A 26,433-nucleotide genomic window follows, 5' to 3' on the forward strand; every position below is an offset into this window, starting at 1 on the left:
CAACATCATCATCGCCAGACGATACGAGGGTATCACCATGCTTGCTGAAAAAAGTGCGGCCTCCGCGCAGCCGGGCGTCGCCGTGACCGCCAATCTGCGCTGGGCCTTTATCCTGGTCACCAGCCTGTTCTTCATGTGGGGGCTGTCCTATGGCCTGCTGGACGTATTAAACAAACATTTTCAGGAGACGTTGCACGTCACCAAGGCGCAATCGGGGCTGCTGCAGGCGGCCTATTTCGGCGCCTATTTCCTGGTGGCGCTGCCCGCCGGGTACTTTATGGACCGCAAGGGCTATAAGGCGGGCATTCTGGTCGGGCTGTGCCTGTATGCGCTGGGAGCGCTGCTGTTCGTGCCGGCGGCGTCGGCCAACAGCTTCGGCGTGTTCCTGTTCGCGCTGTTCGTTATCGCCAGCGGTTTGGGCTGCCTGGAAACGGCCGCCAACCCGTACGCCACGGTGCTGGGCGACGCGCAGGGCGCCGAACGGCGGCTCAACCTGGCCCAGTCGTTCAACGGCCTCGGGCAGTTTATCGGCCCGCTGATCGGCGGCACGCTGTTCTTCTCCGCCAGCCAGTCCGCCGGCGGCGGCGATCAGAGCGCGGTGAAGATGACCTATGTGGCGATCGCCGTGCTGGTGCTGCTGATCGCGCTGTTGTTCAGCCGCACCCGGCTGCCGGCGATCCGCGAAGAGGAAAAACCGGTGCACGGCGTGATAGCGCAGGGATTATGGCAGCATCCGCATTTCGTCGGCGGGGTGATCACGCAGTTCTTCTACGTGGCGGCGCAGGTGGGCGTGGGGGCGTTCTTCATCAACTACGCCACCGAACACTGGCGCGAGGTGTCTAACCAAAGCGCCTCTTACCTGCTGTCGATCGCCATGATCTGCTTTATGGTCGGGCGCTTCTTCAGCACCTGGCTGATGGGGCGAGTCAAACCGGCGACGCTGCTGGCGGCCTATGCGCTGATCAACATCGCGCTGTGCGGCGTGGTGATGCTGAGCGTCGACGGGGTGTCGGTGGTGGCGCTGATCGCGGTGTTCTTCTTTATGTCGATCATGTTCCCGACCATTTTCGCCCTGGGGGTGAAAAACCTGGGTAAACACACCAAGCGCGCCAGCTCCTTTATGATCATGGCGATCGTCGGCGGCGCCATCATGCCGTACTTTATGGGGGCGCTGGCCGACCGTTACAGCACCGCGCTCTCTTATCTGTTGCCGCTGCTGTGCTTCGCGGTGGTGCTGGTTTACGGCCTGCGGCAGCGCCGCGCCTGATTCACCCCGGCGGCGAATCGGCCTTCGCCGCCGTTGTCAGCGCCTGTGGGCGCGTTCGCATCAGGATCGCCAGCGCCAGCAGCAGCACGATGCCGGATAGCACGCCGTTTATCGTCAAGCCTCCGGCGTCCACCACCAGCCCGCCCGCCAGCGAGCCGCAGGAAATCGCCATATTAAACAGCGCGATATACAGCGAAGAGGCGACCTCGACCGCGTCGGGTGCCGCCTTGAGCATCCACGCCATCAGCGAAACGGAAACGCCGCCGTAGGCGATGCCCCACAGCAGGAGGAAGGCACCGCCGCTCAGCGGCGCGCGGCCCAGCAACGGCAGCAGCAGGACGGCGAGCGTCAGCCCGAAGGCGATCAGCGCCAGGGTGCGGCGCAGCCGTTTGGCGGCGGCCTGGCCGGCGATGAAATTCCCGACGATACCGGCGACGCCGTAGGCGAACAGCAGCGGCCCCACCCAGCGGCTCTCGATGCCGGCGACCGTCTGCAGCAGCGGGCGGACAAAGGTGTAAGCCATAAAGTGGCCGGCGACCAGCAGAAACGTCAGCAGCAGCCCGAGGAGCAACCGGCGATTCGCGCGCTGCGCGGTGAACGACCGCCAGCTCACCGCCTGCGTGACCGGCAGCGGCGGCAGCACGCACAGCAGCAGGAGCAGGGTCAGCGCCGCCAGGACGGCGACGGCCAGAAACGCCATGCGCCAGCCCAGCGCTTCGCCGAGGAACACCCCGAGCGGCACGCCGAGCACCGAGGCCGCCGCTACGCCGCCGAAGATGACGGACAGCGCCAATCCGACGGAGGCCGGCGGCACCAGACGTTCCGCCAATCCGCCGGCGATGGCCCAGATACCGCCGATGCAAAAGCCCAGCAGGATGCGCGCAGCGAACAGCAGCGCCATGGAGGTAGCGGCGGCGGCCAGCAGGTTGGCGGCGATCAGCAGTAGCAGAAAGACGATCAGCAGGCTGCGGCGATCTGTGCGCCGGGCGCCCAGCACCACCAGCGGGGCGAACAGCGCGGCGAACAGGGCAGGCAGGGAAATCAGCAGCCCGGCGCGGCCTATCGATGCGTTCAAGGTGCTGACTATCGGGGTCAGCAGCCCGACGGGCAGCATTTCTGCCGTGACGACGGTAAAGGTGGATAGGCCGATGGCGAAGGTCGCCAGCCAGGGTTTTGCGCCGCCGCCGGCGTGTAAGGCACTCATAATGACTCTCCCAACAGATGAAGAGCCTCAGTGTATCCGCGCCAAAATGGCTGATAAACTGGCCTGAATGCGCAACATTGGGGACAAATCGTGGCTAATTTACCGTCTATGCCGTTGGATAACCTGACCGACCTGCTGGTGTTCATTCGCGTCGCCGACGCCTGCAGCTTCACGCTGGCGGCCGAGAGGCTGGGCATCTCCCGCTCGGCGGCGGGCAAATGCGTGATCCGATTGGAGGAGCGATTGGCCACCCGGTTGCTGCAGCGCACCACGCGCAGCGTCAGCCTGACCGAAGACGGCGCGGTGTTTTACGAGTATGCGCAGCGCATCCTGTCGCAGGCCGAAGAGGCGGAAACGGCGCTCAATACGCGGCGGCAAACCCCACGCGGGCGGCTGCGGCTGGATCTGCCGGTCTCGTTGGGGCGGTTGCATATCCTGCCGATTCTGCGGGAGTTTTTGGCGCAGTGGCCGGAGGTGGACGCCGACGTCAGCTTCTCCGATGATTACAGCGATCTGGTGCGCGACGGCATAGACGTGGCTGTCCGCGTCGGCGGCAACGACGACAGCCGGCTGGTGCGGCGGGTGCTCGCGCCACATCGCCTGATCACCTGCGCGGCGCCGGATTATCTGGCGCGGCACGGCACGCCTGCGAAACCGGAGGCGTTGGGCGATCACGAGACGCTGGTCTTCAGCCATCAGGGGCTGCCGGCGCCCTGGCGCTATTTGGTCAACGGCCAACTGCACGAACAGCCGGTGCGCGGCCGGATGCGTTTCAACAACGTCGAGGCCTTGCGGGATGCGGCCGTCGCCGGAGCCGGCCTGTGCCAGGTGGGGGCGTTTCTGGTCGGCGAGCAGATTGCGGCCGGCACGCTGGTGCCGGTGCTGGAGCGCTATTGCCGCCCGGGGCCGCCGATCTGCGCCGTCTATCCCAGCCGGCGCCATCTCTCCCCCAAGGTGAAACTGTTCCTGGCGGCGATCGAAGGGCGCTGGCAGGGCAAGGCGATTTGGGAAACCGCTTAGCGCGGGCGATTCACGCCGCTTTCAAGGCCAGCGTTCGCCGCATTAAGCGGTAGCCGCCGGCCGCCACCAGCAGCACGATCAGCCCGGCGGTGAGCGTGACGCCGAAGCCGGCCGCTATCCCGGCGGCATCGATCGTCAGGCCCGCCAATGCGGCGCCGAGCGCCACGCCTATCCCCAGGCCGGTGACCATCCAGGTCAACCCCTCCGTCAGCCGGGAGGGCGGCACGATGTTTTCAACCAGCCCCATGGCAATGATCATGGTCGGAGCAAAAAACAGTCCGGCGACAAACATCGCCGCCGCCAGCGTCAAGACATCGTGCACCCACAGCAGCGGCAGGGTGGTGAAGGCGGTGGCGAACGCTGCGTATAAGAACAGGCGAGGCAAGGGGACGGGGATCTTCATTGCGCCGAAAATCAGCCCGGCCAGGCAGGAGCCGAACGCGTAAACCGACAGCACGATGCTGGCGGCGGCCGGCTGTCCTTGCTGCTCGGCGAAGGCCACGCTGATGACGTCCACGGTGCCGACGATGGTGCCCAGGGCGATCAGCGCCAGCAGCAGGATCTGCATTGACGGCATGGCCAGGATGGCGCGCTGCCGCTGGTTATTGCGGGTGTAGACCGGGGGCTGAGTGCTTTTTTGCGAGGCGAATGCCGCAACGCCCGCCACCAGAAGCAGCGCGGCCACCAGAGGGCCGGCTTCTGGGAAGAGTGAAACGCTAAGCCCCACGGCGATCGGTGGGCCGACGATAAAGGCCACTTCATCTAACACGGACTCGAATGAAAATGCCGTGTGCAGCTGTGGTGTGCCGCGATAAATTTCGCTCCAGCGGGCTCTGACCATCGCGGAGATGCTGGGCATGCCGCCCGCAAGCGCGGCGAAGACGAACAGCGTCCAGTCCGGCGCCCGATAGTGGGTGCAGAGCAACAGCAGTAGCAGGGCGAGCGTACTGATCCCGGTGGCATACGGCAGCACGCGGCTTTGGCCGTGACGATCCGCCGCGCGCGCGATTTGCGGCGCAAGCAGCGCCATGGAAAAGGCGAACGTCGCCGCCACCGCGCCCGCCAACCAATAAGAGCCGCGTACCTGTGAGAGCATGGTGATGATGCCGATACCGGTCATCGAGACCGGCAGGCGCGCGATCAGCCCGGCAGAGGAAAACGCCTTGCTGCCCGGGACGTTGAACAGGTTGAAATAAGGATTTGCCATGGAAAGGGCTCCAGAAGTTGGCGGCTCAGTATTCGCTCAATGGCCATCATTGACATACGCCACGTATGTTACGTTAATTGACATACATGGTGTATGTCAATTATAACGTTCATCAATAACGAGGCGGGAGTGGACCCATGGCACGTAAAGCGCGCGCAGAAATGATTGAAGAAACCCGACAAAAACTGGTGGCTGCCGCCCGTCAGCAGTTCGGCAGCGTGGGGTATGCCGAGACGGTGATGGATGAACTCACCGCGCAAGCCGGCATGACGCGCGGTGCGCTCTACCACCACTTTGGGGACAAGAAAGGTTTGTTTTTGGCCGTCGTGCAAGAAATCGACGCCGAGATAGATGCGCGCCTGGCCGACATTACCGCGCGTACGGCGGATGACTGGGAGGCGTTTGCGGCGCGTTGTCGCGGTTATTTGATCATGATGACGGAGCCGCAAGCGCAACGCATTTTGTTGCGCGATTCACCTTCGGTGCTGGGGGCTGAATATTTGCAGGCCAGTAAGCTGCAATGCATTGTCTGGATGACGGGCGCATTGCAGGCGTTGATGGCGCAGGGGCGCATCGCCGTCGCCGAGCCGGAATCGCTGGCGCATTTGATCAACGGCGGCCTGATGGATGCCGCGCTTTGGATCGCGCACCAGCCGGATGAGAAAACCGCTTTGGAGCAGGCGTTGGCCGGTTTGTCGCTGTTGCTGAACGGCTTGCGGCCAATGGCCGCTTAACCGGGCAGGGTATTTACTCCTGCGGCAGCAGCAGGGCGGGCTGGACGTTTTGCGCCAGCTGAATATTGTTGCGGCCGCTGTGCTTCGCCAGATAGAGCGCGGCGTCGGCCGCGCCGATCGCCGATTCGACGTCCAGTTTTTCCAATGCCGAGATGCCGGCGCTGAGCGTCAGCGTACCGCTGTGCTGCGGGCTGGCGCCGTGCGGGATATTCAGTTCCGCCACCCGTTGGCGCACCCGTTCGGCCAGCTGCGCCGCGTAGCCTTCGTGCACGTTGGTCAGCAGCACCAAAAACTCTTCCCCGCCGTAGCGCACCACGATGTCGCGCGAACGCACCGCATCGCGGATGGCGATCGCCACCTGCACCAGCGCCCGGTCGCCCATGGCGTGGCCGTAGCTGTCGTTGTAGACCTTGAAGTGGTCGATATCCAGCAGCAGCACGTAGTGGCGGCCGGTTTGCGGTTCCAGCAGCATGTTGATCTTATTCTCCAGCCCGCGGCGGTTATAAAGGCCGGTCAGGGGATCGAGCATGCTCAAATTATTGAATTTGTCCCGCTCGTTATACAGGTTGGCCACCAGCGCGTGGGTAAAGATTTCACTGCGTTTCAACATCAGGTGATGAATGGAGAAAGCGATAATAGGCAATAGCGTGGTGAATAATATCCGCAGGGTATTATGCATACCGTCTAAAGCCAGGATCATCATTGCGGAAGGCACAGCGTGTAAACAAAAGGCGGTAAAGTTGTCCGTCAGAGAAATAGCGCTGATAAAAAAGATGCTGAACAAACTAATTAATAAAAAATCTTGGTTATTCGGCAGGCAATATTGACTTTTAACGTAGATATGCGCAGCCCACAGCAGGCCGAGCACGCTGGCGAACAGGTTGAGTTTGTACAGGTATTGCCGCGGCGTATGCAGAGAAAATAGCGCCGCCGCCAGACAAAATAACGGGATGCATAATAAAGGCAGAGTAAAAGAAGGGACATCCCTAAAAGGGAACAATAACGTAAATATGGAAGAGGCGGCATTCATCATTAGAAAAAGAAATAATGCCAGGCGCTGCTTGCTGTTCAGTAATTCCTGATAAGAACGGGCGTTCATACGGAGGTCACTCTTTGCAAAGTCGTACTGTCGAATAATTAAGGTTGAGAAGCATTCCCTTGGCGCGAAATATCCACTTGAATTGCATGGTTGACCGTTGTGATTATTATCATGCAAACAGGACTAGGAATTTTCTTATGTCAAATTATCATTTTTTCCTGCTGGTGTCATCTGGGTTTGGTCATCGCAGCGAAAATGATGCGGCGGCCAAAAAAGTGTTATATGATATTGGTTATCATTATCACTTGAGGGGGTTGTCATGCTCACTGCCATGATTGCCGCATGCGGGCTGTGGGGCGTCAGCTGGTGCCTCGGCGATCGCCTGGCCAGCGCCTGGGGCGTTTTGCTGCCGTGCGCGCTGATGCCGCTGCTGGCCTTGATCGATCTCGATATGATGCAGCTGCGCAGCCTGATCGTGATAGCGATGTTGGCAACGCTGGTGATGCTGTTCAACAGCCGGCTGCGTCATTATCTGCTGCTGCCTTCCTGCATGGCGCTGGCGGGCGGCCTGGCGGCGGTCAGCCTCAACTTCAGCTTCGGGTAAAACGCCGGAAACGGCAAAACCACGCTTAGGCGTGTTTTTCATCAATGCGTTGGGATTTTTTCGAAGGAACTACCGGAGAGATCATCAATTGGTGCGAAGAGAGGGACTTGAACCCTCACGTCCGTAAGGACACTAACACCTGAAGCTAGCGCGTCTACCAATTCCGCCACCTTCGCACAGTCGATGTTGTTGCTTTGATTTATATTACGTCGCCAGCGTGGTGCGAAGAGAGGGACTTGAACCCTCACGTCCGTAAGAACACTAACACCTGAAGCTAGCGCGTCTACCAATTCCGCCACCTTCGCATCGATGCTGAGTGCAATATAAATCATGTGGTTATTTGGTGCGAAGAGAGGGACTTGAACCCTCACGTCCGTAAGGACACTAACACCTGAAGCTAGCGCGTCTACCAATTCCGCCACCTTCGCGTACCAGAAACATTACCGGAGTAACGTTACCACGGAGGCGAATTCTAGAGATTTTGGCGGGCACGTCAACAGTTATTTCCCCGCATTGCGGGCGTTTGCTGGAAAAACAGCCATATCGCCGCTTTTCCGCTGGTCAAACAGCCAAATCAGCCAATCAATCAACACCCTGACCCGTGGCGCCAGGAAACGGCCGGGCGGATACATGATGTAAATCGGCATCGGCGGCGGCGGCGTGTCCGCCAGCACTTCCACCAGTTCGCCCCGTTCCAGCCAGGGGGCAAGCGAATAGCGCGCCGCCTGAATCAACCCCATGCCGGCCCGCGCGCCGGCGATGTAGGCGTCGGCGCCGCTGACGCTCAGCCGGGCGGGGAGTTCGCGCAGTTCCACTTTGCCGCCGCGGCAGAATTCCAGCGGGTAATCGCGGTTGCTGGCCAGGGAAAAATACCCTACCGCGCGGTGCGGCTCCAGGCTATCAATGTCGCGTGGCATGCCGCAGGCCTGCAGGTAAGCGGGAGAAGCGCAGGTGACCTGTGGCAGCTGGGCGATGCGCCGCGCCACCAGGCTGTCGTCTTCGGTTTCCCAGGCGCGCAGCACGCAGTCCACGCCTTCGCGCAAAAGATCGACGTGGGTGTCGTTGGCGCCCAGCGCCAGCGTGATGTCGGGATAGCGGCGGTAAAAGTCGTCCAGCGCCGGAATGACAATCTGGCGCGCCAGCGAATGGGGCATATCGATGCGCACTTTGCCGGACGGTTGCAGCTTATGGTGGCTGAACAGCGTGTCCGCCTCCTCAAGCGCCCCCAGCAACTGTACGCAGCGTTGATAGTAGAGGCTGCCTTCGCTGGTCACCTGCACCTGGCGGGTGGTGCGGATCAGCAGGCGCACGCCCAGCCGCTGCTCCAGCCGTTTCAACGCGTTGCTGACCGTGGCGCGCGGCAGCTGCAGGCGCTCGGCCGCCCGGCTGAAGCTGCCCAGTTCGACGATGCGGGTAAAAATGCGCATGGCTTGAACCTGATCCATGTCCACTCCGGATTGTTGGTGATTTTTGAACAGTGATGTGCAATCTGCATTATTTATCTTTGTAGCGTAAACAACCAGACTTTGCTGCGTTATCCGTTCATCGCATGAGGGCAGCACAATGCAACAACGTAAACTGGGTTCTCACGGCCCCCTCGTCTCCGCCCTGGGGTTGGGATGCATGGGCATGAGCGACTTCTACTCCACCGGCGCCGATCGGCAGGAAGCCATCGCCACGCTGCACCGGGCGCTGGAGCTGGGCGTCACGCTGCTCGACACCGCCGACATGTATGGCCCGCACACCAACGAGGAATTGGTGGGGGAAGCGATCAAGGGCAAACGGCAACAGGTGTTCCTGGCCACCAAGTTCGGCATCCTGCGCGATCCGGTGGATCCTTCGGCGCGCGGCGTCAGCAGCCGGCCCGAGTATATCCGGCGCTCGGTGGAAGGCAGCCTGCGGCGCTTGGGCGTAGAAGAGATCGATCTTTATTATCAGCATCGGGTCGATCCGCAGGTGCCGATCGAAGACGTCGTGGGCACGATGGCGGATCTGATCCGCGAAGGCAAGATCCGGCATATCGGCCTGAGCGAGGCGTCGGTCGCCACGCTGGAGCGGGCGCACAAGGTGCATCCGATCACCGCGCTGCAGACCGAGTATTCGCTGTGGACGCGCGATGCCGAACAGGGCGTGCTGGCGGCCTGTGAGCGCCTCGGCATCGGCTTTGTGCCTTACAGCCCGTTAGGGCGCGGTTTCCTCACCGGCGCTATCCGGCGGCCGGAGGATCTGGCCGAGGACGATTTCCGCCGCGGCAACCCGCGCTTCCAGGGGGAAAACTTCGCCCGCAACCTGGCGCTGGTGGAGAAGGTGGGGGAGCTGGCGGCACAGAAGGGCGTCAAGCCTTCACAGCTGGCGCTGGCCTGGGTGTTGGCGCAGGGCGAGCACATCGTGCCGATCCCCGGCACCAAACGCCGTCGCTACCTCGAAGAGAACGTCGCGGCGGCGGAGATAACGCTGAGCGCGGCCGAGCTGGCGGCGATCGACGCGGTGTTTCCGCTGAGTGCGGCGGCCGGCGATCGCTACGGCGCTGAGTCGATGGCCTATATCAACGGCTAAAAAAAAGCGCGGCCTCAGGCCGCGCTCTGTCGTTTTCCGCCAACGGCGAATTATTTCTTCTTCGGCGCGCGCGGCGGGCGGCCGACGGTGGCCTGATACACCTTGAAGCGGCCGTTCTGCGCCAGCACTTCGTGGCTGCCAAAGGTGGCGTCCAGAATGTCCGGGTACGGCAGGAAGGCGTTGGCGACGATGCGCAGCCGGCCGCCGATCGGCAGGTGTTTCACCGCGCCGCGGATCAGGGTTTCGGCGGCGGTCAGGCTGGTCTGCAGCCCGTCGTGGAACGGCGGGTTGGAGATGATCATGTCGAAACGGCCGGTGATGTCGGAGTAAACGTTGCTGACGATCACTTCGCCTTCGATGCCGTTGGCGGCCAGCGTCGCGCGGCTGGACTCCACCGCGGCGGCGTTAACGTCGCTGAGGGTCAGTTTCACCTTCGGCGACAGCTTGGCCATCACCGAGGCCATCACGCCGGCGCCGCAGCCGATGTCCAGCACCTTGCCTTTCATGTGTTTTTCCAGCGTCGACAGCAGCAGCGAGCTGCCGACGTCCAGGCCGTCGCGGCTGAACACGCCCGGCAGCGTTTTCACTTCCAGATCGTGCAGCTGATAGCTGTCCCACCAGTCGTCCAGGCTGAACTCGGTCTGTGCGTCCAGGCGGCCGTGATACAGGCCGCAGCGGCGCGCGCTGTCGATTTTCACCAGCGTGGCGTGGCCTTCCAGCGTTGGCTCGGCGCTGCGCACGCCGCTGCGGTTTTCACCGACCACGAACACGTCTACGCCCACCGGCAGCAGCGCCAGGATGTTGCACAGCTGGAATTGCGCTTCCTGCTTGCTCTTCGGCCAGTAGTAAACCAGCGTGTCGCAGTTGGCGACGAAAGCGGGATCGACGGTCAAACCGAACTGCACGTTATCGCCCATCGTCCGGTTCAGTAACTGCCAGTGATGGTATTGCTGAGTGTGGACGCGCACGTCCGCGGCCTCGAATTGGGCCGGCAGGCTGTCCTGCAGGTCGCCGGCAAACAGCACGCGGCGTTCGATAAATTCATCACTGTGGCGCAGCATGACTTCACTGGCGGGGGTTAATGCAGACATCAGATATTGGCTCCTGGAAATGAGACCGGGGATTATAGAGCTTTGTGGCGATATGTTCGACGGGTTTGTTGGCGCGGGCTGCGCGGGTTTGTTAGCATAGCGCGGCGCATGGCAGGCATGGCGCACCACAACGGGTAGGAATCGGCATGGCATCAAAACGCGACTGGCTGTTACAACAACTGGGTATTACGCAGTGGACATTGCGCCGCCCGGGCGTGTTGCAGGGCGAAGTGGCGGTCAGTCTGCCACCCGAGGCGCGCCTGCTGGTGGTGGCGCAGACGCTGCCCGCACCGGACGATCCGCTGTTTTGCGACGTGCTGCGCAGCCTGGGGCTGACGCCGGCGCAAACTTACAGCCTGACGCCGGAACAGGCGGCGATGCTGCCTGAAGAGACCGCATGCAACAGTTGGCGGCTGGGCGTGGCGGAACCGCTTGCGGTCGCCGGTGCGCAGCTACACAGCCCGGCGCTGGCCGAGCTTTCCCAAGACGCGGGGGCCAAACGCGCCCTCTGGCAGCAGATTTGTCATCATGAACACGATTTCTACCCTGACGGCGGCCGACCTGGCCACGGCCTTCACCATTGAGCAAGCCAGCCACGCTTTCCCCTGGACGGAAACCACCTTCGCCAGCAATCAGGGCGATCGCTATCTTAACCTGAAGCTGAGCGCCGACGGGGAGATGGCGGGGTTCGCCATCACGCAGATCGTGCTGGACGAAGCCACGCTGTTCAACATCGCCATTCATCCGCAGTACCAGCGCCGTGGCTTTGGCCGCCTGTTGCTCAACGCGTTGATTGAACGGCTGGAGAGCCGCGGCGTGGTCACGCTGTGGCTGGAAGTGCGCGCCTCCAACCAGGCGGCGATCGCGCTGTATGAAGATCTCGGTTTCAACGAGGTTACCGTGCGCCGCAATTATTACCCGAGCGCCCACGGCCGCGAAGACGCGATCGTGATGGCGCTGCCGCTGGCGTAATCCGCCCGGCCGGTAAAAGCATTGATTGTCACCGGTTGGCAAATCGGCGAAAATGCCCGGCTGTTATCTTTTATTCACCGCTTTGCCCGGCGCCGCGATCGGCGCGTTCTGATGATGTCGCAGGGCGGACTAACCGTAGAACCTGAAAACCATGTCTCCTAGTGAATTTGCCCGCGAAGTCTCCAAAAGAAGAACTTTCGCCATCATCTCGCACCCCGATGCCGGTAAAACCACCATTACCGAAAAAGTGCTGCTGTTCGGACAGGCGATCCAGACCGCCGGTACGGTAAAAGGCCGCGGCTCCAGCCAGCACGCCAAATCCGACTGGATGGAAATGGAAAAGCAGCGTGGGATCTCGATCACCACCTCGGTGATGCAGTTCCCGTACCGCGACAGCCTGGTCAACCTGCTGGATACCCCGGGGCACGAAGACTTCTCCGAAGATACTTACCGTACTCTGACCGCCGTCGACTGCTGCCTGATGGTGATCGACGCCGCCAAGGGCGTTGAGGATCGCACCCGCAAGCTGATGGAGGTTACCCGTCTGCGCGACACGCCGATCCTGACCTTCATGAACAAACTGGACCGCGATATCCGCGATCCGATGGAAGTGATGGATGAAGTCGAGCGCGAACTGAAGATCGCCTGCTCGCCCATCACTTGGCCGATCGGCTGCGGCAAGCTGTTCAAGGGCGTTTACCACCTGTACAAGGATGAAACCTACCTGTACCAGACCGGTAAAGGCCACACCATTCAGGAAGTGCGCATCGTCAAGGGCCTGAACAACCCGGAGCTGGATGCGGCGGTGGGTGAAGATCTGGCGGCGCAGCTGCGCGATGAGCTGGAGCTGGTGCAGGGCGCTTCCCACGAATTCGATCAGGAAGCCTTCCTGAGCGGCGAGCTGACCCCGGTGTTCTTCGGGACCGCATTGGGCAACTTCGGCGTGGATCACATGCTGGACGGCCTGGTGGCCTGGGCGCCGGCGCCGATGCCGCGCAAAACCGACACCCGCGAAGTGACGGCGGCGGAAGAGAAATTCACCGGCTTCGTGTTCAAGATCCAGGCCAACATGGATCCGAAACACCGCGACCGCGTGGCCTTTATGCGCGTGGTTTCCGGCCGCTACGAGAAGGGCATGAAGCTGCGCCAGGTGCGCACCGGCAAAGACGTGGTGATCTCCGACGCGCTGACCTTTATGGCCGGCGACCGTTCGCACGTGGAAGAAGCCTATCCGGGCGACATCATCGGCCTGCACAACCACGGCACCATTCAGATCGGCGATACCTTCACCCAGGGTGAAGACATGAAGTTCACCGGCATCCCGAACTTCGCGCCGGAACTGTTCCGCCGCATTCGCCTGCGCGATCCGCTGAAGCAGAAACAGCTGCTGAAGGGGCTGGTGCAGCTGTCCGAAGAGGGCGCGGTGCAGGTGTTCCGTCCGATCGCCAACAACGATCTGATCGTCGGTGCGGTCGGTGTGCTGCAGTTCGACGTGGTGGTAGCGCGCTTGAAGAGCGAGTACAACGTGGAAGCGCTGTACGAGTCGGTCAACGTGTCGACCGCGCGCTGGGTCGAGTGCGACGACGTGAAGAAGTTCGAAGAGTTCAAGCGCAAGAACGAGATCAACCTGGCGCTGGACGGCGGGGACAACCTGTCCTATATCGCGCCGACCATGGTGAACCTCAACCTGACGCAGGAACGTTATCCTGACGTGACCTTCCGCAAGACGCGCGAACACTGATCAATCGGCAGGGCGCCCAGTGCGCCCTGCACGCCTCTCCTATTCCCACTGCGCTAATTAATAAACCTCCCTCATATTTTTCTTGCGAACCTAGGACACCAGGCGATGTTCGTTCGGCCTGCATTTTCTGTCTAATGGTCTATCTTTAACGGGATGTCCGCACATTGCTTGAGAGTAAATCACTGTAATATGTTGTTTGTTTGGTGAGTTATTCTGATGTGTTGCCGATAGGAGACAGTCAGTATCTTTAAATATCAATGAGATAACTATATTTCAGTTTTGTGTGACTTAGCCTGTCGTCAATAGGCGACAGTTTTTTGGCTAAAAATCCAACGTCTGATTTGTTTTCTTTGATTTTTAAGGTTTTTTTTGAGTTGGCACGGCCGTTGCAATATTCCTGTCGTGAACGCTTAATCGTATAGCGATGATGAAGTATTTACCGAGAAGGCCGCGTGAAGGTGGCCGCAGGGTTCCGGCGCTCTGGCGTTGTGAGCCCCCAACAAAAGGAAGAGATCGATGAAAAAGACCAAATTTGCACACTCGTTGATGGCTGTTGTATTGGGTTCTGTCTTGGTCAGCGGCAGTGCGCTGGCCGAAGAGAGTCTGCTCAACAAGGCGTCTAACACCGCGGACAGTGCCGGTGCCAAAATCGATAGCTCCATGAAAAAAGTTGACGGTTACATGGATGACAGCGCGATAACGGCTAAAGTTAAAAGTGCGTTGGTGGAAGATAAAACCATCAAAAGTTCCGACATTTCGGTGAAAACCGAAAAAGGCGCCGTGACCCTGAGCGGGTTCGTCGGCAGCCAGGCGCAGGCGGAGCATGCGGTCGCTGTCGCCGGCAAGGTGGAAGGCGTCAAGACCGTCAGCGACAAGCTGCACGTGAAAGATGAAGCCAACCAGTCGATCAAATCGTATGCCGGCGACACCGCCACCACCAGCGAGCTGAAAGCCAAGCTGCTGGCCGATGACATCGTGCCGTCGCGCAATGTGAAAGTGGAAACCACCGATGGCGTGGTGCAGCTTTCCGGTGAGGTGAAAACGCAGGCGCAGTCTGAGCGTGCGGAAAGCATCGCCAAGGCCATCGACGGCGTGAAAAGCGTGAAAAACGACCTGGTGGTCAAGCCGTAATCCCGCCAGGCGCCCGTAACAAGTAACAACAAGCCGCATCGGTCGGGCCGTGAAGGCGGCCCGACATGTACCACCAAAAAAAGAAACTGATTTGCCGTCGACGCCCCGTTGTCGGGGCGGTAGACAGCAGCGAATTTTTTCACAATGGTAAGGAGAAGCTTATGTTTCGTTGGGGCATTATCTTTTTAGTCATCGCGCTTATCGCTGCGGCACTGGGGTTCGGTTCGCTGGCGGGCACCGCCGCCTGGGCGGCTAAAATCGTGTTTGTCGTCGGCATTATCCTGTTCCTGGTCAGCCTGTTCACCGGCCGCCGGCGCCCTTAGCCGGCCGGTATTTTCCTGCAAACTGTAACAAAGCTTAATTCCTTTTCTCACGTCGGGGAGGGCCGGCCATGAACAGCGACATCATCGTCGGGCGCTGGAAACAGCTGAAAGGCCAGGTATGGCAGGCATTGGCCGAATGGTCCGGCAGCGATTGCGTCTGGTTGGCCGGCAGCAATGATTTCCTCGCCGGCGTGCTGCAAGAGGATTACGGAAGAGAGCGAGACGCGGTATCCTCGGAGAAAACGTCTCACTGAGGATGCCAAGTTGGGATACAGAATACCCATCACGCTCGGCAATATAGAACCGCTGGCGTCTAAGCCCTTTCGGCCAGGCAAGATGGCGTTGGTCTGCGAAGGCGGCGGCCAGCGCGGCATTTTCACCGCCGGCGTGCTGGACGAGTTTCAGCGCGCGGGCTTTAACCCTTTCGACCTACTGATCGGCACGTCGGCCGGCGCCCAGAATCTGTCCGCCTACATTTGCGGGCAGGTGGGCTACGCGCGCCGGGTGATCACCCGTTACACCACCTCGGCTCAATTCTTCAATCCGCTGCGCTTCGTGCGCGGCGGGCATCTGATCGATCTCGATTGGCTGGTTGATACGGCGGCGGCGCAGATGCCGCTGGCGATGGACGTAGCGGAACGGCACTTTACCGACGGGCGCGAGTTTCTGCTGTGTGCCTGCCGCAGCGACGATTTCGAACCGACCTATCTGCCGGCGCAGCGCGAGCGCTGGCTGCCAGCCATCAAGGCGTCCAGCGCCATTCCCGGCTTCTATCGCCAAGGCGTGGAGCTGGACGGCATCAGCTATCAGGACGGCGGCATCAGCGATGCGATCCCGGTGGAAGAGGCCTATCGCCGCGGCGCCGACACCATCGTAGTGATCCGCACCGTGCCTTCGCAGATGTACTACACCCCGCAGTGGATGAAGCGCATGGAGCACTGGCTGAGCGACAGCAGCCTGCAGCAGATGGTGCGTATCCTGCAGCATCACGAGCAAAGCTATCACCGCATCCAGCGCTTTATCGAGAAGCCGCCGGGCAAGCTGCGCATCTTCGAGATCTTCCCGCCGAAGCCGCTGGCCAGCAATGCACTGGGCAGCCGACTGGGGTCGCTCAATCAGGATTATCACCTGGGGCGCCGCTGCGGCCGCTATTTCCTGGCCACCGTCGGCCAGTGGATGGCGCAGCCGGAGCCGGACGGCATGAGGGTGAAAAAAGCGCTGTCGCGCCGCCTGATCCAGCCGGAGAACGTCAGAATGCCTTCGCCGATCGTGACCGACATCGTCATGCCGTCCGATCTTGGCGCGCAGCCGGAGGCCGCGGTGGCGGCGCCGAAGATCATTCTGCCGGGCGATCTGCCGCCGGGTGAAGGGGGCGCGCTGTGAGTTATGCCTTTACCGACACCCACTGTCATTTCGATTTCCCGCCCTTTACCGGGCATGAGGGCGAGAGCCTGGTGCGAGCGGCAAGCGCCGGCGTCACGCGCATCATCGTCCCGACGGTCACCGCCGATCGCTTCGCGCGGGTGCTGCGGCTGGCGCAGGATCACGCGCCGCTGTTCGCCGCGCTGGGGCTGCATCCGCTGTATATCGCGCAGCATCATGAGCCGCAGTTGGAGCAACTGGCGGCGCTGCTGGCCGAACGGCCGCGCAAGCTGGTAGCGGTGGGGGAGGTCGGGCTCGATCTGTATATGGACAACCCACAGTTCGAGCGCCAGCAAAGCGTGCTGCTGGCCCAGCTGCGGCTGGCGAAACAGCATGACCTGCCGGTGATCCTCCATTCGCGCCGCACCCACGATCAGCTGGCTGCAGCCCTGCGGCGCGTGCAGCTGCCGCGTCGCGGCGTGGTGCACGGCTTCGCCGGCAGCCTGTCGCAGGCGCAGGCGTTTATCCGCCTCGGCTATTACATCGGCGTGGGCGGCACCATCACCTATGAGCGGGCGCAGAAAACGCGCGGCGTGATGGCGCAGCTGCCGCTCGAGGCGCTGCTGCTGGAGACCGATGCGCCGGACATGCCGCTGGCGGGCTATCAGGGGCAGCCGAATCGCCCCGAACGCGCCGCCGAGGTGTTTCAAACGCTGTGCGAGCTGCGGCCGGAACCGGCCGACGAGATCGCCGCCCATCTGCAGCGCAATGCTCAGGCGCTGTTTGCCATGCCGGATTGATGAGGTGATAACGTGACATGCGTCACGTTATAAGATTTTCATTTGCGTCTCGTTGTATGCATTTGTGACATAAATCGGTGCGAGAGTGACCTCGCTCAGTATAATCCCCCCGAAACTCTCCAATAGCAGACCTCTCTTTATGAGCAGGGATGTATTTTATTTTTTGCAACAGGGAAACTTTGCATGCAACTCATCATGAGCCTAGTCGGCATGGCGGTGCTGATCGCCATTGCGGTGCTGCTCTCCAGCAACCGCCGGGCCATCAAACTGCGCACCGTCGCGTGGGCGTTCATCATTCAGGTCGGCATCGGCGCGCTGGTGCTGTATGTGCCGCTGGGCCGCAGCATCCTCGGCAGTATGTCGAACGGCGTGGCAAACGTTATCGCCTACGGCAATCAGGGCATTTCGTTCATTTTCGGCGGGCTGGTGTCCGACAAGATGTTCGAGGTGTTCGGCGGCGGCGGCTTCGTGTTCGCGCTGCGCGTCCTGCCGGTGATCGTGTTCTTCTCCTCGCTGATTGCGGTGCTGTACTACCTCGGCATCATGCAGTTGGTGATCCGCGTGCTGGGCGGCGGGCTGCAAAAGCTGTTGGGCACCTCGCGCACCGAATCGCTGTCGGCGACCGCCAACATTTTCGTTGGTCAGACCGAAGCGCCGCTGGTGGTGCGTCCGTATATCGCCACCATGAGCCAATCAGAACTGTTCGCGGTGATGTGCGGCGGCCTGGCCTCGGTGGCCGGTTCGGTGCTGGCGGGATATGCGCAGATGGGCGTGCCGCTGGAATACCTGATCGCCGCGTCCTTCATGGCCGCGCCGGGCGGGCTGCTGTTCGCCAAGCTGATGGTGCCGGAAACCGAGCAGACCCACGATAAAGACGATGCGATGAAGCTGATCGCCGAAGAGGATCGTCCGGCCAACGTGATCGACGCGGCGGCTTCCGGCGCGGCCTCCGGCATGCAGCTGGCACTGAACGTCGGTGCGATGCTGCTGGCGTTTATCGCGCTGATCGCCTTGCTTAACGGCATTCTCGGCGGCATCGGCGGCTGGTTCGATTATCCGCAGCTGTCGCTTGAACTGATCCTCGGCTGGGTGTTCTCGCCGATCGCCTTCCTGATCGGCGTGCCGTGGAGCGAGGCGATGACCGCCGGTTCGTTCATCGGCCAGAAGATCATCGTCAACGAGTTCGTCGCCTACATGAACTTCGGCGCCTATCTGCGTCCGGATGACGTAGTGGCGGCGGAAGGCCTGCAGGTGCTGTCGGCCCATACCAAGGCGATCATCTCCTTCGCGCTGTGCGGCTTCGCCAACCTTTCCTCGGTGGCGATCCTGCTGGGCGGTCTGGGCAGCATGGCGCCCAATCGTCGCCACGACATCGCGCGCTTCGGTCTGAAGGCCGTGGCGGCGGGCACGCTGTCCAACCTGATGAGCGCCACCATCGCTGGCTTCTTCCTGGCGCTGTAAGCCATCCCGAGGCCCGCGACGGCGCGACCGATCGCGGGACTCCGCCTATACTCTAAGCAACGCGGGTGCGTGCCGCACCCGCGATCTTCAGCCGCTTCTTTAGCGAATTTGTGAACGATATCGCGTTATTTTGTGATGTTCTTCACATATAATTCCGGTCTGTTACAGTGCTATTTCATATAGTGTGACGATGAACGCGAATCGCCCCCGGCATTCGTGTTCAAATAGCTATTACTGGCCGGCCGCAAGGCGGGTGGCCATGTGCGGTGAGAAGGATCTCAGTTGCCGCCGCGGGAACGCCGTTCCCCAGCGCTATCTTCATGGAACCAAGTCCGCTCGCCAACACCCAGGTACTCAGTTGGAGAGTTTTATGACCGAATTAACCGCAGCAGCGCAACGTGCGCTGAATTTGATGGATTTAACCACGCTGAATGATGATGACACCGACGAGAAAGTGATCGCGCTCTGTCGTCAGGCCAACAGCCCGGCCGGCCACACGGCGGCCATCTGCATCTACCCGCGTTTTATCCCGGTGGCGCGTAAGGCGCTGCGCGAGCAAGGCACGCCGGACATCCGCATCGCCACCGTGACCAACTTCCCGCATGGCAACGACGATATCGACATCGCGCTGGCGGAAACCCGCGCGGCCATCGCCTATGGCGCGGATGAAGTGGACGTGGTGTTCCCTTACCGCGCGCTGATTGCCGGCAACGAACAGGTCGGCTTCGAGCTGGTGAAACAGTGCAAGCAGGCTTGCCAGGCGGCCAACGTGCTGCTGAAAGTGATCATCGAAACCGGTGAGCTGAAGCAGGCCGATCTGATCCGCAAGGCGTCCGAGATCGCCATCAAGGCCGGGGCGGACTTTATCAAGACCTCCACCGGCAAGGTGCCGGTCAACGCCACGCTGGAAAGCGCCGAGCTGATGATGTCGGTGATCCGCGATATGGGCGTGGCGAAGACGGTGGGCTTCAAGCCGGCCGGCGGCGTGCGCACCGCAGAGGATGCGCTGCATTATCTGCAGCTTGCCGATCGTATTCTGGGCGAAGGCTGGGCCGATGCGCGGCATTTCCGCTTTGGCGCTTCCAGCCTGCTGGCCAGCTTGCTGGCCGCGCTGGGCCACCAGACCCAGACCGCCGGCGGCGGCTACTGATCGATTTCGTTGGCGGGCGCCAGGCGCGCCCGTCTGCACCGACTCTCGGCGACACAGGGGGATGCCTTGTTCCTGGCTCAAGAAATTATTCGTAAGAAACGCGACGGCCAGCCGTTAAGCGAAGCGGAAATCCGCTTTTTCATCAACGGCATTCGCGACAACGTGGTGTCGGAAGGGCAGATCGCCGCGCTGGCGATGACCATTTATTTCCATGACATGAGCATGCCGGAGCGCGTGGCGCTCACCATGGCGATGCGCGATTCCGGCACCGTGCTGGACTGGAAAAGCCTGGCGCTGAACGGCCCGATCGTCGACAAGCATTCGACCGGCGGCGTGGGCGACGTGACCTCGCTGATGCTCGGCCCGATGGTGGCGGCCTGCGGCGGCTATGTGCCGATGATCTCCGGCCGCGGCCTGGGGCATACCGGCGGCACGCTGGACAAGCTGGAAGCCATTCCGGGCTTCAATATTTTCCCGGACGATAACGCCTTCCGCAAAATCATTCAGGACGTCGGCGTGGCGATCATCGGCCAGACCAGCTCGCTGGCGCCGGCGGACAAACGTTTTTACGCCACTCGCGACATCACCGCCACCGTGGATTCGATCCCGCTGATCACCGCCTCCATTCTGGCCAAGAAGCTGGCGGAAGGGCTGGATGCGCTGGTGATGGACGTGAAGGTCGGCTCCGGCGCCTTTATGCCGACCTATGCCCTGTCGCAGGACTTGGCGCAGGCGATCGTCGGCGTGGCCAACGGCGCGGGCTGCAAGACCACCGCCCTGATGACCGACATGAACCAGGTGCTGGCCTCCAGCGCCGGCAACGCGGTGGAAGTGCGCGAAGCGGTGCGTTTCCTGACCGGCGAATACCGCAACCCGCGCCTGCTGGAAGTGACGCTGGCGCTGTGCGTGGAAATGCTGCTGTCCGGCGGCCTGGCGCAAGACGAGGCCGACGCGCGCGCCAAACTGCAGGCGGTGCTGGACAACGGCAAGGCGGCGGAGGTGTTTGGCCGCATGGTGGCGGCGCAGCAAGGGCCGATAGACTTCGTCGAACGCTACGATAGCTATCTGCCAGCGGCAACGCTGAGCAAGCCGGTGTATGCTGAAAAACCGGGCATCGTCAGCGCCATGGATACCCGCGCGCTGGGCATGGCGGTGGTTTCGCTGGGTGGCGGCCGTCGCCGGGCGAGCGACGCCATCGATTACAGCGTTGGCCTGACCGAGGTGGCGCGCTTGGGCGAGAAAGTGGATGCCCAGCAGCCGCTGGCGATGATCCACGCCAACGATGAAGAGAGCTGGCAGCAGGCGGCCGATGCGGTGCGCAGCGCGATGATGCTGAGCGACAAGGCGCCGGAAGCGACGCCGGTGGTGTATAAGCGCATCACGGAATAACCCAAGAATCAGGAACGGTCGCGGCTTTTTCGCGGCCGTCCAAAGCGTGAGAACACGCAGGAGAGCACAGATGAAACGCACATTTATTATGGTATTGGACTCCTTCGGCATCGGCGCCAGCGAAGACGCCGAACGTTTTGGCGACCAGGGTTCCGACACCCTGGGCCACATCGCCGAGGTTTGCGCGCGCGGTGAGGCCAACGTGGGCCGCCAGGGCCCGCTGACGCTGCCTAACCTGAGCCGTCTGGGCCTTGGCAAAGCGGCGGAAGAGTCCACCGGCAACTTCCCGCAGGGGTTGGATCGCAACGCCGACATCATCGGCGCTTACGCTTACGCCAGCGAACTTTCTTCCGGTAAAGACACGCCGTCGGGCCACTGGGAAATCGCCGGCGTGCCGGTGCTGTTCGACTGGGGGTATTTCAAGGACGAGCACAACAGCTTCCCGCAGGCACTGCTGGACAAACTGGTCGAGCGCGCCAAGCTGCCGGGCTACCTGGGCAACTGCCACTCATCCGGCACCGTGATCCTCGATCAACTGGGTGAAGAGCACATGAAAACCGGCAAGCCGATTTTCTACACCTCCGCCGACTCGGTATTCCAGATCGCCTGCCATGAAGAAACCTTCGGCCTGGATCGCCTGTACGAGCTGTGCGAAATCGCGCGTGAAGAGCTGACCGAAGGCGGGTATAACATCGGCCGCGTGATCGCGCGTCCGTTCGTCGGCGACAAGCCGGGCAACTTCCAGCGTACCGGCAACCGTCACGATCTGGCGGTAGAGCCGCCGGCGCCGACCGTGCTGAAAAAGCTGGTGGACGAGAAGGGCGGCGAAGTGGTGTCGATCGGTAAAATCGCCGACATCTACGCCAACGTCGGCATCACCAAGAAGGTGAAGGCGACCGGCATCGACGCGCTGTTCGACGCGACCCTGATCGAAATGGAAAAGGCCGGCGACAACACCATCGTGTTCACCAACTTCGTGGACTTCGACTCCTCCTATGGCCACCGCCGTGACGTGGCGGGCTACGCCGCCGCGCTGGAGCTGTTCGACCGCCGCCTGCCGGAGCTGCTGAAGCTGGTGAAAGACGAAGACATCATCATCTTCACCGCCGACCACGGCTGCGACCCGACCTGGCCGGGCACCGACCACACCCGCGAGCACATCCCGGTGCTGGTTTACGGCCCGAAAGTGAAACCGGGCTCGCTGGGCCACCGCGAGACCTTCGCCGACATCGGCCAGACCGTTGCCAATTATTTTGGCCTGTCGCCGATGGATTACGGTAAGAGCATGTTTTAATCCGTGAGTTTAAGGCGGCGGCGCAGTTGGCCGCCGTCTGACATGCCACGGCTTATACGTTTAACGCTATTTAATACGATTTAAAGGAAGAGAATTATGGCTACGCCGCACATTAATGCTGAGATGGGTGATTTCGCTGACGTAGTACTGATGCCGGGCGATCCGCTGCGTGCAAAATACATCGCCGAAACCTTCCTGGAAGGCGCGGTGGAAGTGAACAACGTGCGCGGCATGTTGGGCTTCACCGGCACCTACAAAGGCCGCCGCATCTCCGTAATGGGCCACGGCATGGGCATCCCGTCCTGCTCCATCTATGCGCGCGAGCTGATCGCCGAATTCGGCGTGAAGAAGATCATTCGCGTGGGCTCCTGCGGCGCGGTGCGTGACGATATCAAACTGCGTGACGTGGTGATCGGCATGGGCGCGTGCACCGACTCCAAGGTGAACCGTCTGCGCTTCAAGGACAACGACTACGCGGCGATCGCCGACTTCGACATGGTGCGCAACGCGGTCGACGCGGCGGCGGCGCAGGGCATCCCGGCGCGCGTGGGCAACATCTTCTCCGCCGATCTGTTCTACACCCCGGATCCGGACATGTTCCAGGTGATGAAGAAGTACGGCATCCTGGGCGTGGAAATGGAAGCGGCCGGCATCTACGGCGTGGCGGCAGAGCTGTACGAAGAGTTCGGCTGCAAGGCGCTGACCATCTGCACCGTGTCCGACCACATCCTGCGTCACGAAGCGACCACGGCGGCGGAACGCCAGACCACCTTTAACGAAATGATCGTTATCGCGCTGGAATCCGTGCTGCTGGGCGACAAAGCATAATACCCCGGCGGGCGTCATCATGGCGCCCGCCCGTCAATCTATTCATTCCGTTTGGCCAGTTTTGGCTAACGCTTTACCTTTCTGCCATTTAACGCTATTACTTCCTTTATCAATCTATTCACCAATCTATTCATCCGATGCTCACCGTTGAACAAGTTTTGCGTCATGGGCCGGCTACGGCTCGTCAACTGACAGAAGCGTTAGGCATCAGCCAGCCGACGCTATCGCGCCGTCTCCGTGAACTGGCGGGCGCCGTATTGATCCTCGGTAAAGGTAAGGCGACGCGCTATGCGTTGCGGCGCGGGATCGGCGGTGAGAGGCAGTTTCCGCTATATCGGGTTGATGAACGGGGTAAGGCGCACCTGTTTGCCACGCTTTGCCCGCTGTATCCTGCCGATAACTGTGCGGTGTGCGATGAGCGCAGCGGAGAGTGGCAGCTCTATGACGGCATGCCATGGTATTTGAACGACCTACGGCCGATTGGCTTTCTCGGGCGAGCCTGGGGAAAAGCAGCGGCGCGCGAGTTGAATTTGCCGGAGGATGTGCGGCGATGGGATGAAGGTCAACGCTTGTTGGCGCTCTGCCGTTATGGCGAAGACATGACCGGCGATCTGTTGCCTGGTGCCGACAGCTATCAGCGTTGGTTAATGCGGGATACAGCCGTCGCCATCACGGTGGAAGATAAAATCGAGCGTTACGCCGCATTGTCTGTCCAGGCGCTGGCCGGGGAGCTGGTAGGCTCTTCCGCCGGTGGCGAGCAACCCAAGTTTGCCGCCTATGCTGAGCTGGCGCCAGGGCGCCGTGCGCATGTTTTGGTGAAGTTCAGCCTGGCGCCGACGCATGTCATTGCACAGCGCTGGAGCGATTTGCTGATCGCCGAGTCGCTGGCGTTGCAGACGGTCGCCGCTGCGGGATTGCCTGCCGCATCGGCGCAAATCCTGTTCGGTGCTGACCGACAATGCTTTTTAGAGATCGAGCGCTTTGATCGCATCGGTGAAGAAGGGAGGGTAGCGATGGTGTCGCTGGAGGCGCTGGATGCCGAGTTCAGCGGCAGCGGCCACGCCAACTGGGTCGTGGCCGCCGAGCGGTTATTGCAGCAAGGGGTGATCGATCACTCAGTCTACCAACGGGTTGCCCTGTATTGGGCCTTTGGCCGGTTGATCGCCAACAGCGATATGCACCAAGGCAACCTGTCGTTCTTGCGGATAACCCAGCGGCCGGTCATGTTGGCGCCTTTGTATGATATGTTGCCGATGGCTTTTGCCCCGGCAAGCAGCGGTAATCTGCGCCACGACGCGCTGGAGATCCGTTTGAGCAACGAGGTGAGCGGCGCCGTCTGGCGGCAAGCGGAGCTATTGGCTCTCGAGTTCTGGCGGCGAACGGCGCAACATGACGACATCAGCGAGGCGTTTCGGGCGATTGCCGAGCAAATGTTGGTGCAACTGCAGAAGCTGCACGAGCGCATTCAGCGCCTGGCCTGAGTTACCCCTTCTTCGGCGCTTCCTGTTTTGCCTCAGGCGCATCCTCTTCGTCGTCTTCCACCGTATTGCCTTCTGCCAACGGCGTGTTGGCGGTCAACAGGTACGGTGACTGCTGCCAGCGGCTGCGGCGGTGTTGCAATAGGGTGCGCGCCAGAATGATGCCGATCGCCAACGCCAGCAGGATCATCAGGCGCAGCAGGTTGGTGGTGTTGTCCACCTGCTTGGACTCGGTCGCCAGCACGTGGGTGTCGAGGGTGATGCGGATAAAGCCGATCGGGCCGTCTTTGCCCTGAATGGATTCGACCAACTGGTGGTTGAAGTAGCTGCCAGCGCGCTTGCCGTCGAGCGACAGCCGATCGCGTATACTTATCTGCTCCCCGGCGTGGGAGACCAGCGTGCCGTCCAACTGATACACGCTGACGTCGAGAATGCGGCTGTGATCGGTGAGCTGCTTGAGGATGGCGTCGATGCGCGGGTTGTTGCCGTCGTCGTCCAGCAGCGGCGCCAGGCTGTAGGCGACCTGTTTGGTCAGCGTCTGCGCCAGCTCTTCGACCTGTTCGGATCGCGCCATTTGGTGACTCAGGCTAAAATAAGAGGCACCCTGCATCAGCAGCACCAGCAAAGCCAGGCAAATCAGGATAATAGCGGTACGGTGCAGGCGAAATTTCAGTTTAGCGCGAGCCATGCAGGTTCCTTGGGCATCGGGGACACTTTATGTTGCCAGAACCGCTGGCGATAGGATAGCTTGATGCGTCGTTTTATCATGCAGCGTTTTTGTCCATTCAGGAGTCAATGATGTCAAACAGTCTGACCTATTGCGATCTTCCGGCGGAGATCTCTCAATGGCCGGGTCTTCCCCTTTCGCTCAGCGGCGACGAAGTGATGCCGCTGGACTACCGGGCGGGCAATACCGGATGGCTGTTATACGGCAGAAAGCTGGACAAGGCGCGCATTACACAATTCCAACGCAAGCTGGGCGCGGCGATGGTGATCGTCACCGCCTGGGGCGTGGACGACTATCAGGTGGTGCGCCTGGCAGGCACCTTGACGCCGCGCGCCAAGCTGCTGGCGGCGGAAAGCGGGCTGGACGTGGCGCCGCTCGGCAAGATCCCGCACCTGCGCACGCCGGGGCTGCTGGTGATGGACATGGATTCGACGGCGATCGAGATCGAGTGCATCGACGAGATCGCCAAGCTGGCGGGCGTCGGTGAGCAGGTGGCGGAAGTCACCGAACGCGCGATGCGCGGCGAGCTGGACTTTACCGCCAGCCTGCGCCAGCGCGTCGGCACGCTGAAAGGAGCCGACGCCAACATCCTCAAGCAGGTGCGCGACGAGCTGCCGCTGATGCCGGGGCTGACCAGCCTGGTGGGCAAGCTACAGGCGATGGGCTGGCATGTGGCGATCGCCTCCGGCGGCTTCACCTACTACGCCGAATACCTGCGCAACCGGCTGCGGCTGGTGGCGGCGGCGGCCAATGAGCTGGAGATCCGCGACGGCAAGCTGACCGGCGAAGTGCTGGGGCCGGTGGTGGACGCGCAGTTCAAAGCCGATACGCTGCTGCGGCTGGCGGAGAAGCTGGAGATCCCGCTGGCGCAGACCGTGGCCATCGGCGACGGTGCCAACGATTTGAAAATGATGCAGGCGGCGGGGCTGGGCATCGCCTACCACGCCAAGCCGAAAGTATATGAAAAAGCGCAGGTGGCGATCCGGCATGCGGATCTGATGGGCGTGCTGTGCATTCTCACCGGCAGCCTGAAACACGAAGTGCGATAACGAAAG

The 26,433-nt window shown here is 61.4% G+C and carries 26 protein-coding genes and 3 tRNA genes; 20 read left to right on the forward strand and 9 right to left on the reverse strand.

All coding sequences use genetic code 11. The annotated features are described in order from the left end of the window. The first annotated feature begins 37 nt into the window (after positions 1–37). A complete protein-coding gene (gene fucP / locus SSARUM2_RS02675; protein ID WP_033641777.1) occupies positions 38–1,267 on the forward strand; it encodes an L-fucose:H+ symporter permease in 1,230 nt (409 codons plus the stop codon). Between the two features lies 1 nt (position 1,268). Here the strand turns inward: fucP and SSARUM2_RS02680 are convergent, their stop codons facing one another. Beyond that, a complete protein-coding gene (locus SSARUM2_RS02680) occupies positions 1,269–2,471 on the reverse strand; it encodes an MFS transporter (RefSeq protein ID WP_049212457.1) in 1,203 nt (400 codons plus the stop codon). A gap of 108 nt (positions 2,472–2,579) precedes the next feature. Between SSARUM2_RS02680 and SSARUM2_RS02685 the strand changes: the two genes are divergently transcribed. Further along, positions 2,580–3,491 carry a LysR family transcriptional regulator gene (locus SSARUM2_RS02685; protein WP_049212455.1) on the forward strand — a complete coding sequence of 304 codons (912 nt, stop codon included), beginning with the start codon at positions 2,580–2,582 and terminating at the stop codon, positions 3,489–3,491. 10 nt (positions 3,492–3,501) lie between these two features. On the opposite strand, the gene SSARUM2_RS02690 is transcribed toward SSARUM2_RS02685, so the two are convergent. Continuing rightward, a complete protein-coding gene (locus SSARUM2_RS02690) occupies positions 3,502–4,698 on the reverse strand; it encodes an MFS transporter (protein WP_060452792.1) in 1,197 nt (398 codons plus the stop codon). 137 nt (positions 4,699–4,835) lie between these two features. Here SSARUM2_RS02690 and SSARUM2_RS02695 point away from each other — a divergent pair, with 137 nt between their 5' ends. Beyond that, positions 4,836–5,432 (forward strand): TetR/AcrR family transcriptional regulator, encoded by a 597-nt coding sequence (locus SSARUM2_RS02695; protein WP_060452791.1) that lies wholly within the window; start codon positions 4,836–4,838, stop codon positions 5,430–5,432. Between the two features lie 13 nt (positions 5,433–5,445). Here SSARUM2_RS02695 and SSARUM2_RS02700 read toward each other — a convergent pair whose 3' ends face one another. Next, positions 5,446–6,531 (reverse strand): GGDEF domain-containing protein, encoded by a 1,086-nt coding sequence (locus tag SSARUM2_RS02700; protein WP_033652865.1) that lies wholly within the window; start codon positions 6,529–6,531, stop codon positions 5,446–5,448. A gap of 259 nt (positions 6,532–6,790) precedes the next feature. Here SSARUM2_RS02700 and SSARUM2_RS02705 point away from each other — a divergent pair, with 259 nt between their 5' ends. Next, positions 6,791–7,075: a DUF1435 domain-containing protein gene (locus tag SSARUM2_RS02705; RefSeq protein WP_033637006.1), complete on the forward strand. Its 285-nt coding sequence runs from the start codon at positions 6,791–6,793 to the stop codon at positions 7,073–7,075. Between the two features lie 89 nt (positions 7,076–7,164). Here the strand turns inward: SSARUM2_RS02705 and SSARUM2_RS02710 are convergent. From SSARUM2_RS02710 to SSARUM2_RS02725, 4 genes are all read right to left on the reverse strand, one after another. After that, positions 7,165–7,251 (reverse strand) — tRNA-Leu (locus SSARUM2_RS02710). 42 nt (positions 7,252–7,293) lie between these two features. Continuing rightward, positions 7,294–7,380: transfer RNA gene (locus SSARUM2_RS02715), tRNA-Leu, on the reverse strand. A 36-nt stretch (positions 7,381–7,416) separates the two neighbouring features. Next, positions 7,417–7,503, reverse strand: a tRNA-Leu gene (locus SSARUM2_RS02720). 72 nt (positions 7,504–7,575) lie between these two features. Next, positions 7,576–8,520 carry a LysR family transcriptional regulator gene (locus tag SSARUM2_RS02725; RefSeq protein WP_041037819.1) on the reverse strand — a complete coding sequence of 315 codons (945 nt, stop codon included), beginning with the start codon at positions 8,518–8,520 and terminating at the stop codon, positions 7,576–7,578. Between the two features lie 118 nt (positions 8,521–8,638). Here SSARUM2_RS02725 and SSARUM2_RS02730 point away from each other — a divergent pair, with 118 nt between their 5' ends. Continuing rightward, complete coding sequence (locus tag SSARUM2_RS02730) at positions 8,639–9,631, forward strand: aldo/keto reductase (protein WP_060452790.1); 993 nt, start codon at positions 8,639–8,641, stop codon at positions 9,629–9,631. A gap of 50 nt (positions 9,632–9,681) precedes the next feature. On the opposite strand, the gene rsmC is transcribed toward SSARUM2_RS02730, so the two are convergent. Further along, positions 9,682–10,722, reverse strand: a complete 1,041-nt coding sequence (rsmC, locus tag SSARUM2_RS02735) for a 16S rRNA (guanine(1207)-N(2))-methyltransferase RsmC (protein ID WP_060452789.1) — start codon at positions 10,720–10,722, stop codon at positions 9,682–9,684. 146 nt (positions 10,723–10,868) lie between these two features. Here rsmC and SSARUM2_RS02740 point away from each other — a divergent pair, with 146 nt between their 5' ends. The 14 genes from SSARUM2_RS02740 to yjjJ all read left to right on the forward strand — a co-directional run bounded on the left by SSARUM2_RS02740 (position 10,869) and on the right by yjjJ (position 24,654). Next, positions 10,869–11,306: a DNA polymerase III subunit psi gene (locus SSARUM2_RS02740; RefSeq protein ID WP_033637012.1), complete on the forward strand. Its 438-nt coding sequence runs from the start codon at positions 10,869–10,871 to the stop codon at positions 11,304–11,306. Further along, entirely contained in the window at positions 11,251–11,694 is a 444-nt protein-coding gene (gene rimI, locus SSARUM2_RS02745) for a ribosomal protein S18-alanine N-acetyltransferase (protein ID WP_033649119.1), read from the forward strand. The genes SSARUM2_RS02740 and rimI overlap by 56 nt, the downstream gene beginning before the upstream one ends. Positions 11,695–11,845: 151 nt before the next feature. After that, on the forward strand, positions 11,846–13,435 hold the full coding sequence (gene prfC / locus SSARUM2_RS02750) for a peptide chain release factor 3 (RefSeq protein WP_004933094.1): 1,590 nt from the start codon (positions 11,846–11,848) through the stop codon (positions 13,433–13,435). A 516-nt stretch (positions 13,436–13,951) separates the two neighbouring features. Next, positions 13,952–14,566 carry a molecular chaperone OsmY gene (osmY, locus tag SSARUM2_RS02755; protein WP_049213064.1) on the forward strand — a complete coding sequence of 205 codons (615 nt, stop codon included), beginning with the start codon at positions 13,952–13,954 and terminating at the stop codon, positions 14,564–14,566. A 161-nt stretch (positions 14,567–14,727) separates the two neighbouring features. Further along, complete coding sequence (locus SSARUM2_RS02760; RefSeq protein ID WP_004857650.1) at positions 14,728–14,889, forward strand: DUF1328 domain-containing protein; 162 nt, start codon at positions 14,728–14,730, stop codon at positions 14,887–14,889. Positions 14,890–14,957: 68 nt separating this feature from the next. Then, positions 14,958–15,143: a stress response protein gene (locus SSARUM2_RS02765; RefSeq protein WP_033649120.1), complete on the forward strand. Its 186-nt coding sequence runs from the start codon at positions 14,958–14,960 to the stop codon at positions 15,141–15,143. 10 nt (positions 15,144–15,153) lie between these two features. After that, on the forward strand, positions 15,154–16,272 hold the full coding sequence (locus tag SSARUM2_RS02770) for a patatin family protein (RefSeq protein WP_049196002.1): 1,119 nt from the start codon (positions 15,154–15,156) through the stop codon (positions 16,270–16,272). Next, positions 16,269–17,051: a TatD family hydrolase gene (locus SSARUM2_RS02775; RefSeq protein WP_033649122.1), complete on the forward strand. Its 783-nt coding sequence runs from the start codon at positions 16,269–16,271 to the stop codon at positions 17,049–17,051. Before SSARUM2_RS02770 ends, SSARUM2_RS02775 begins: the two co-directional genes overlap by 4 nt. A 183-nt stretch (positions 17,052–17,234) precedes the next feature. Next, entirely contained in the window at positions 17,235–18,512 is a 1,278-nt protein-coding gene (locus tag SSARUM2_RS02780; RefSeq protein ID WP_033637021.1) for a NupC/NupG family nucleoside CNT transporter, read from the forward strand. 370 nt (positions 18,513–18,882) lie between these two features. Continuing rightward, on the forward strand, positions 18,883–19,662 hold the full coding sequence (deoC, locus tag SSARUM2_RS02785; RefSeq protein ID WP_033641793.1) for a deoxyribose-phosphate aldolase: 780 nt from the start codon (positions 18,883–18,885) through the stop codon (positions 19,660–19,662). A gap of 66 nt (positions 19,663–19,728) precedes the next feature. Continuing rightward, positions 19,729–21,051 (forward strand): thymidine phosphorylase, encoded by a 1,323-nt coding sequence (gene deoA, locus SSARUM2_RS02790; RefSeq protein WP_049196005.1) that lies wholly within the window; start codon positions 19,729–19,731, stop codon positions 21,049–21,051. A gap of 70 nt (positions 21,052–21,121) precedes the next feature. Then, positions 21,122–22,345, forward strand: coding sequence for a phosphopentomutase (gene deoB, locus SSARUM2_RS02795; RefSeq protein WP_033649124.1), 1,224 nt, complete (start codon positions 21,122–21,124; stop codon positions 22,343–22,345). 96 nt (positions 22,346–22,441) lie between these two features. Next, positions 22,442–23,173 (forward strand): purine-nucleoside phosphorylase, encoded by a 732-nt coding sequence (gene deoD / locus SSARUM2_RS02800; RefSeq protein WP_004933059.1) that lies wholly within the window; start codon positions 22,442–22,444, stop codon positions 23,171–23,173. Positions 23,174–23,310: 137 nt separating this feature from the next. Further along, positions 23,311–24,654 carry a type II toxin-antitoxin system HipA family toxin YjjJ gene (gene yjjJ, locus SSARUM2_RS02805; protein WP_049213065.1) on the forward strand — a complete coding sequence of 448 codons (1,344 nt, stop codon included), beginning with the start codon at positions 23,311–23,313 and terminating at the stop codon, positions 24,652–24,654. A 1-nt stretch (position 24,655) separates the two neighbouring features. Here yjjJ and SSARUM2_RS02810 read toward each other — a convergent pair whose 3' ends face one another. Beyond that, entirely contained in the window at positions 24,656–25,339 is a 684-nt protein-coding gene (locus SSARUM2_RS02810) for a YtjB family periplasmic protein (RefSeq protein WP_033637029.1), read from the reverse strand. Positions 25,340–25,449: 110 nt separating this feature from the next. Here SSARUM2_RS02810 and serB point away from each other — a divergent pair, with 110 nt between their 5' ends. Further along, positions 25,450–26,427: a phosphoserine phosphatase gene (serB, locus tag SSARUM2_RS02815; protein ID WP_016929162.1), complete on the forward strand. Its 978-nt coding sequence runs from the start codon at positions 25,450–25,452 to the stop codon at positions 26,425–26,427. The last annotated feature ends 6 nt before the right edge of the window (positions 26,428–26,433 follow it).

The sequence above is a fragment of the Serratia sp. K-E0102 genome (genome assembly GCF_029962625.1).
Taxonomy (GTDB): Bacteria; Pseudomonadota; Gammaproteobacteria; order Enterobacterales; family Enterobacteriaceae; genus Serratia; species Serratia sarumanii.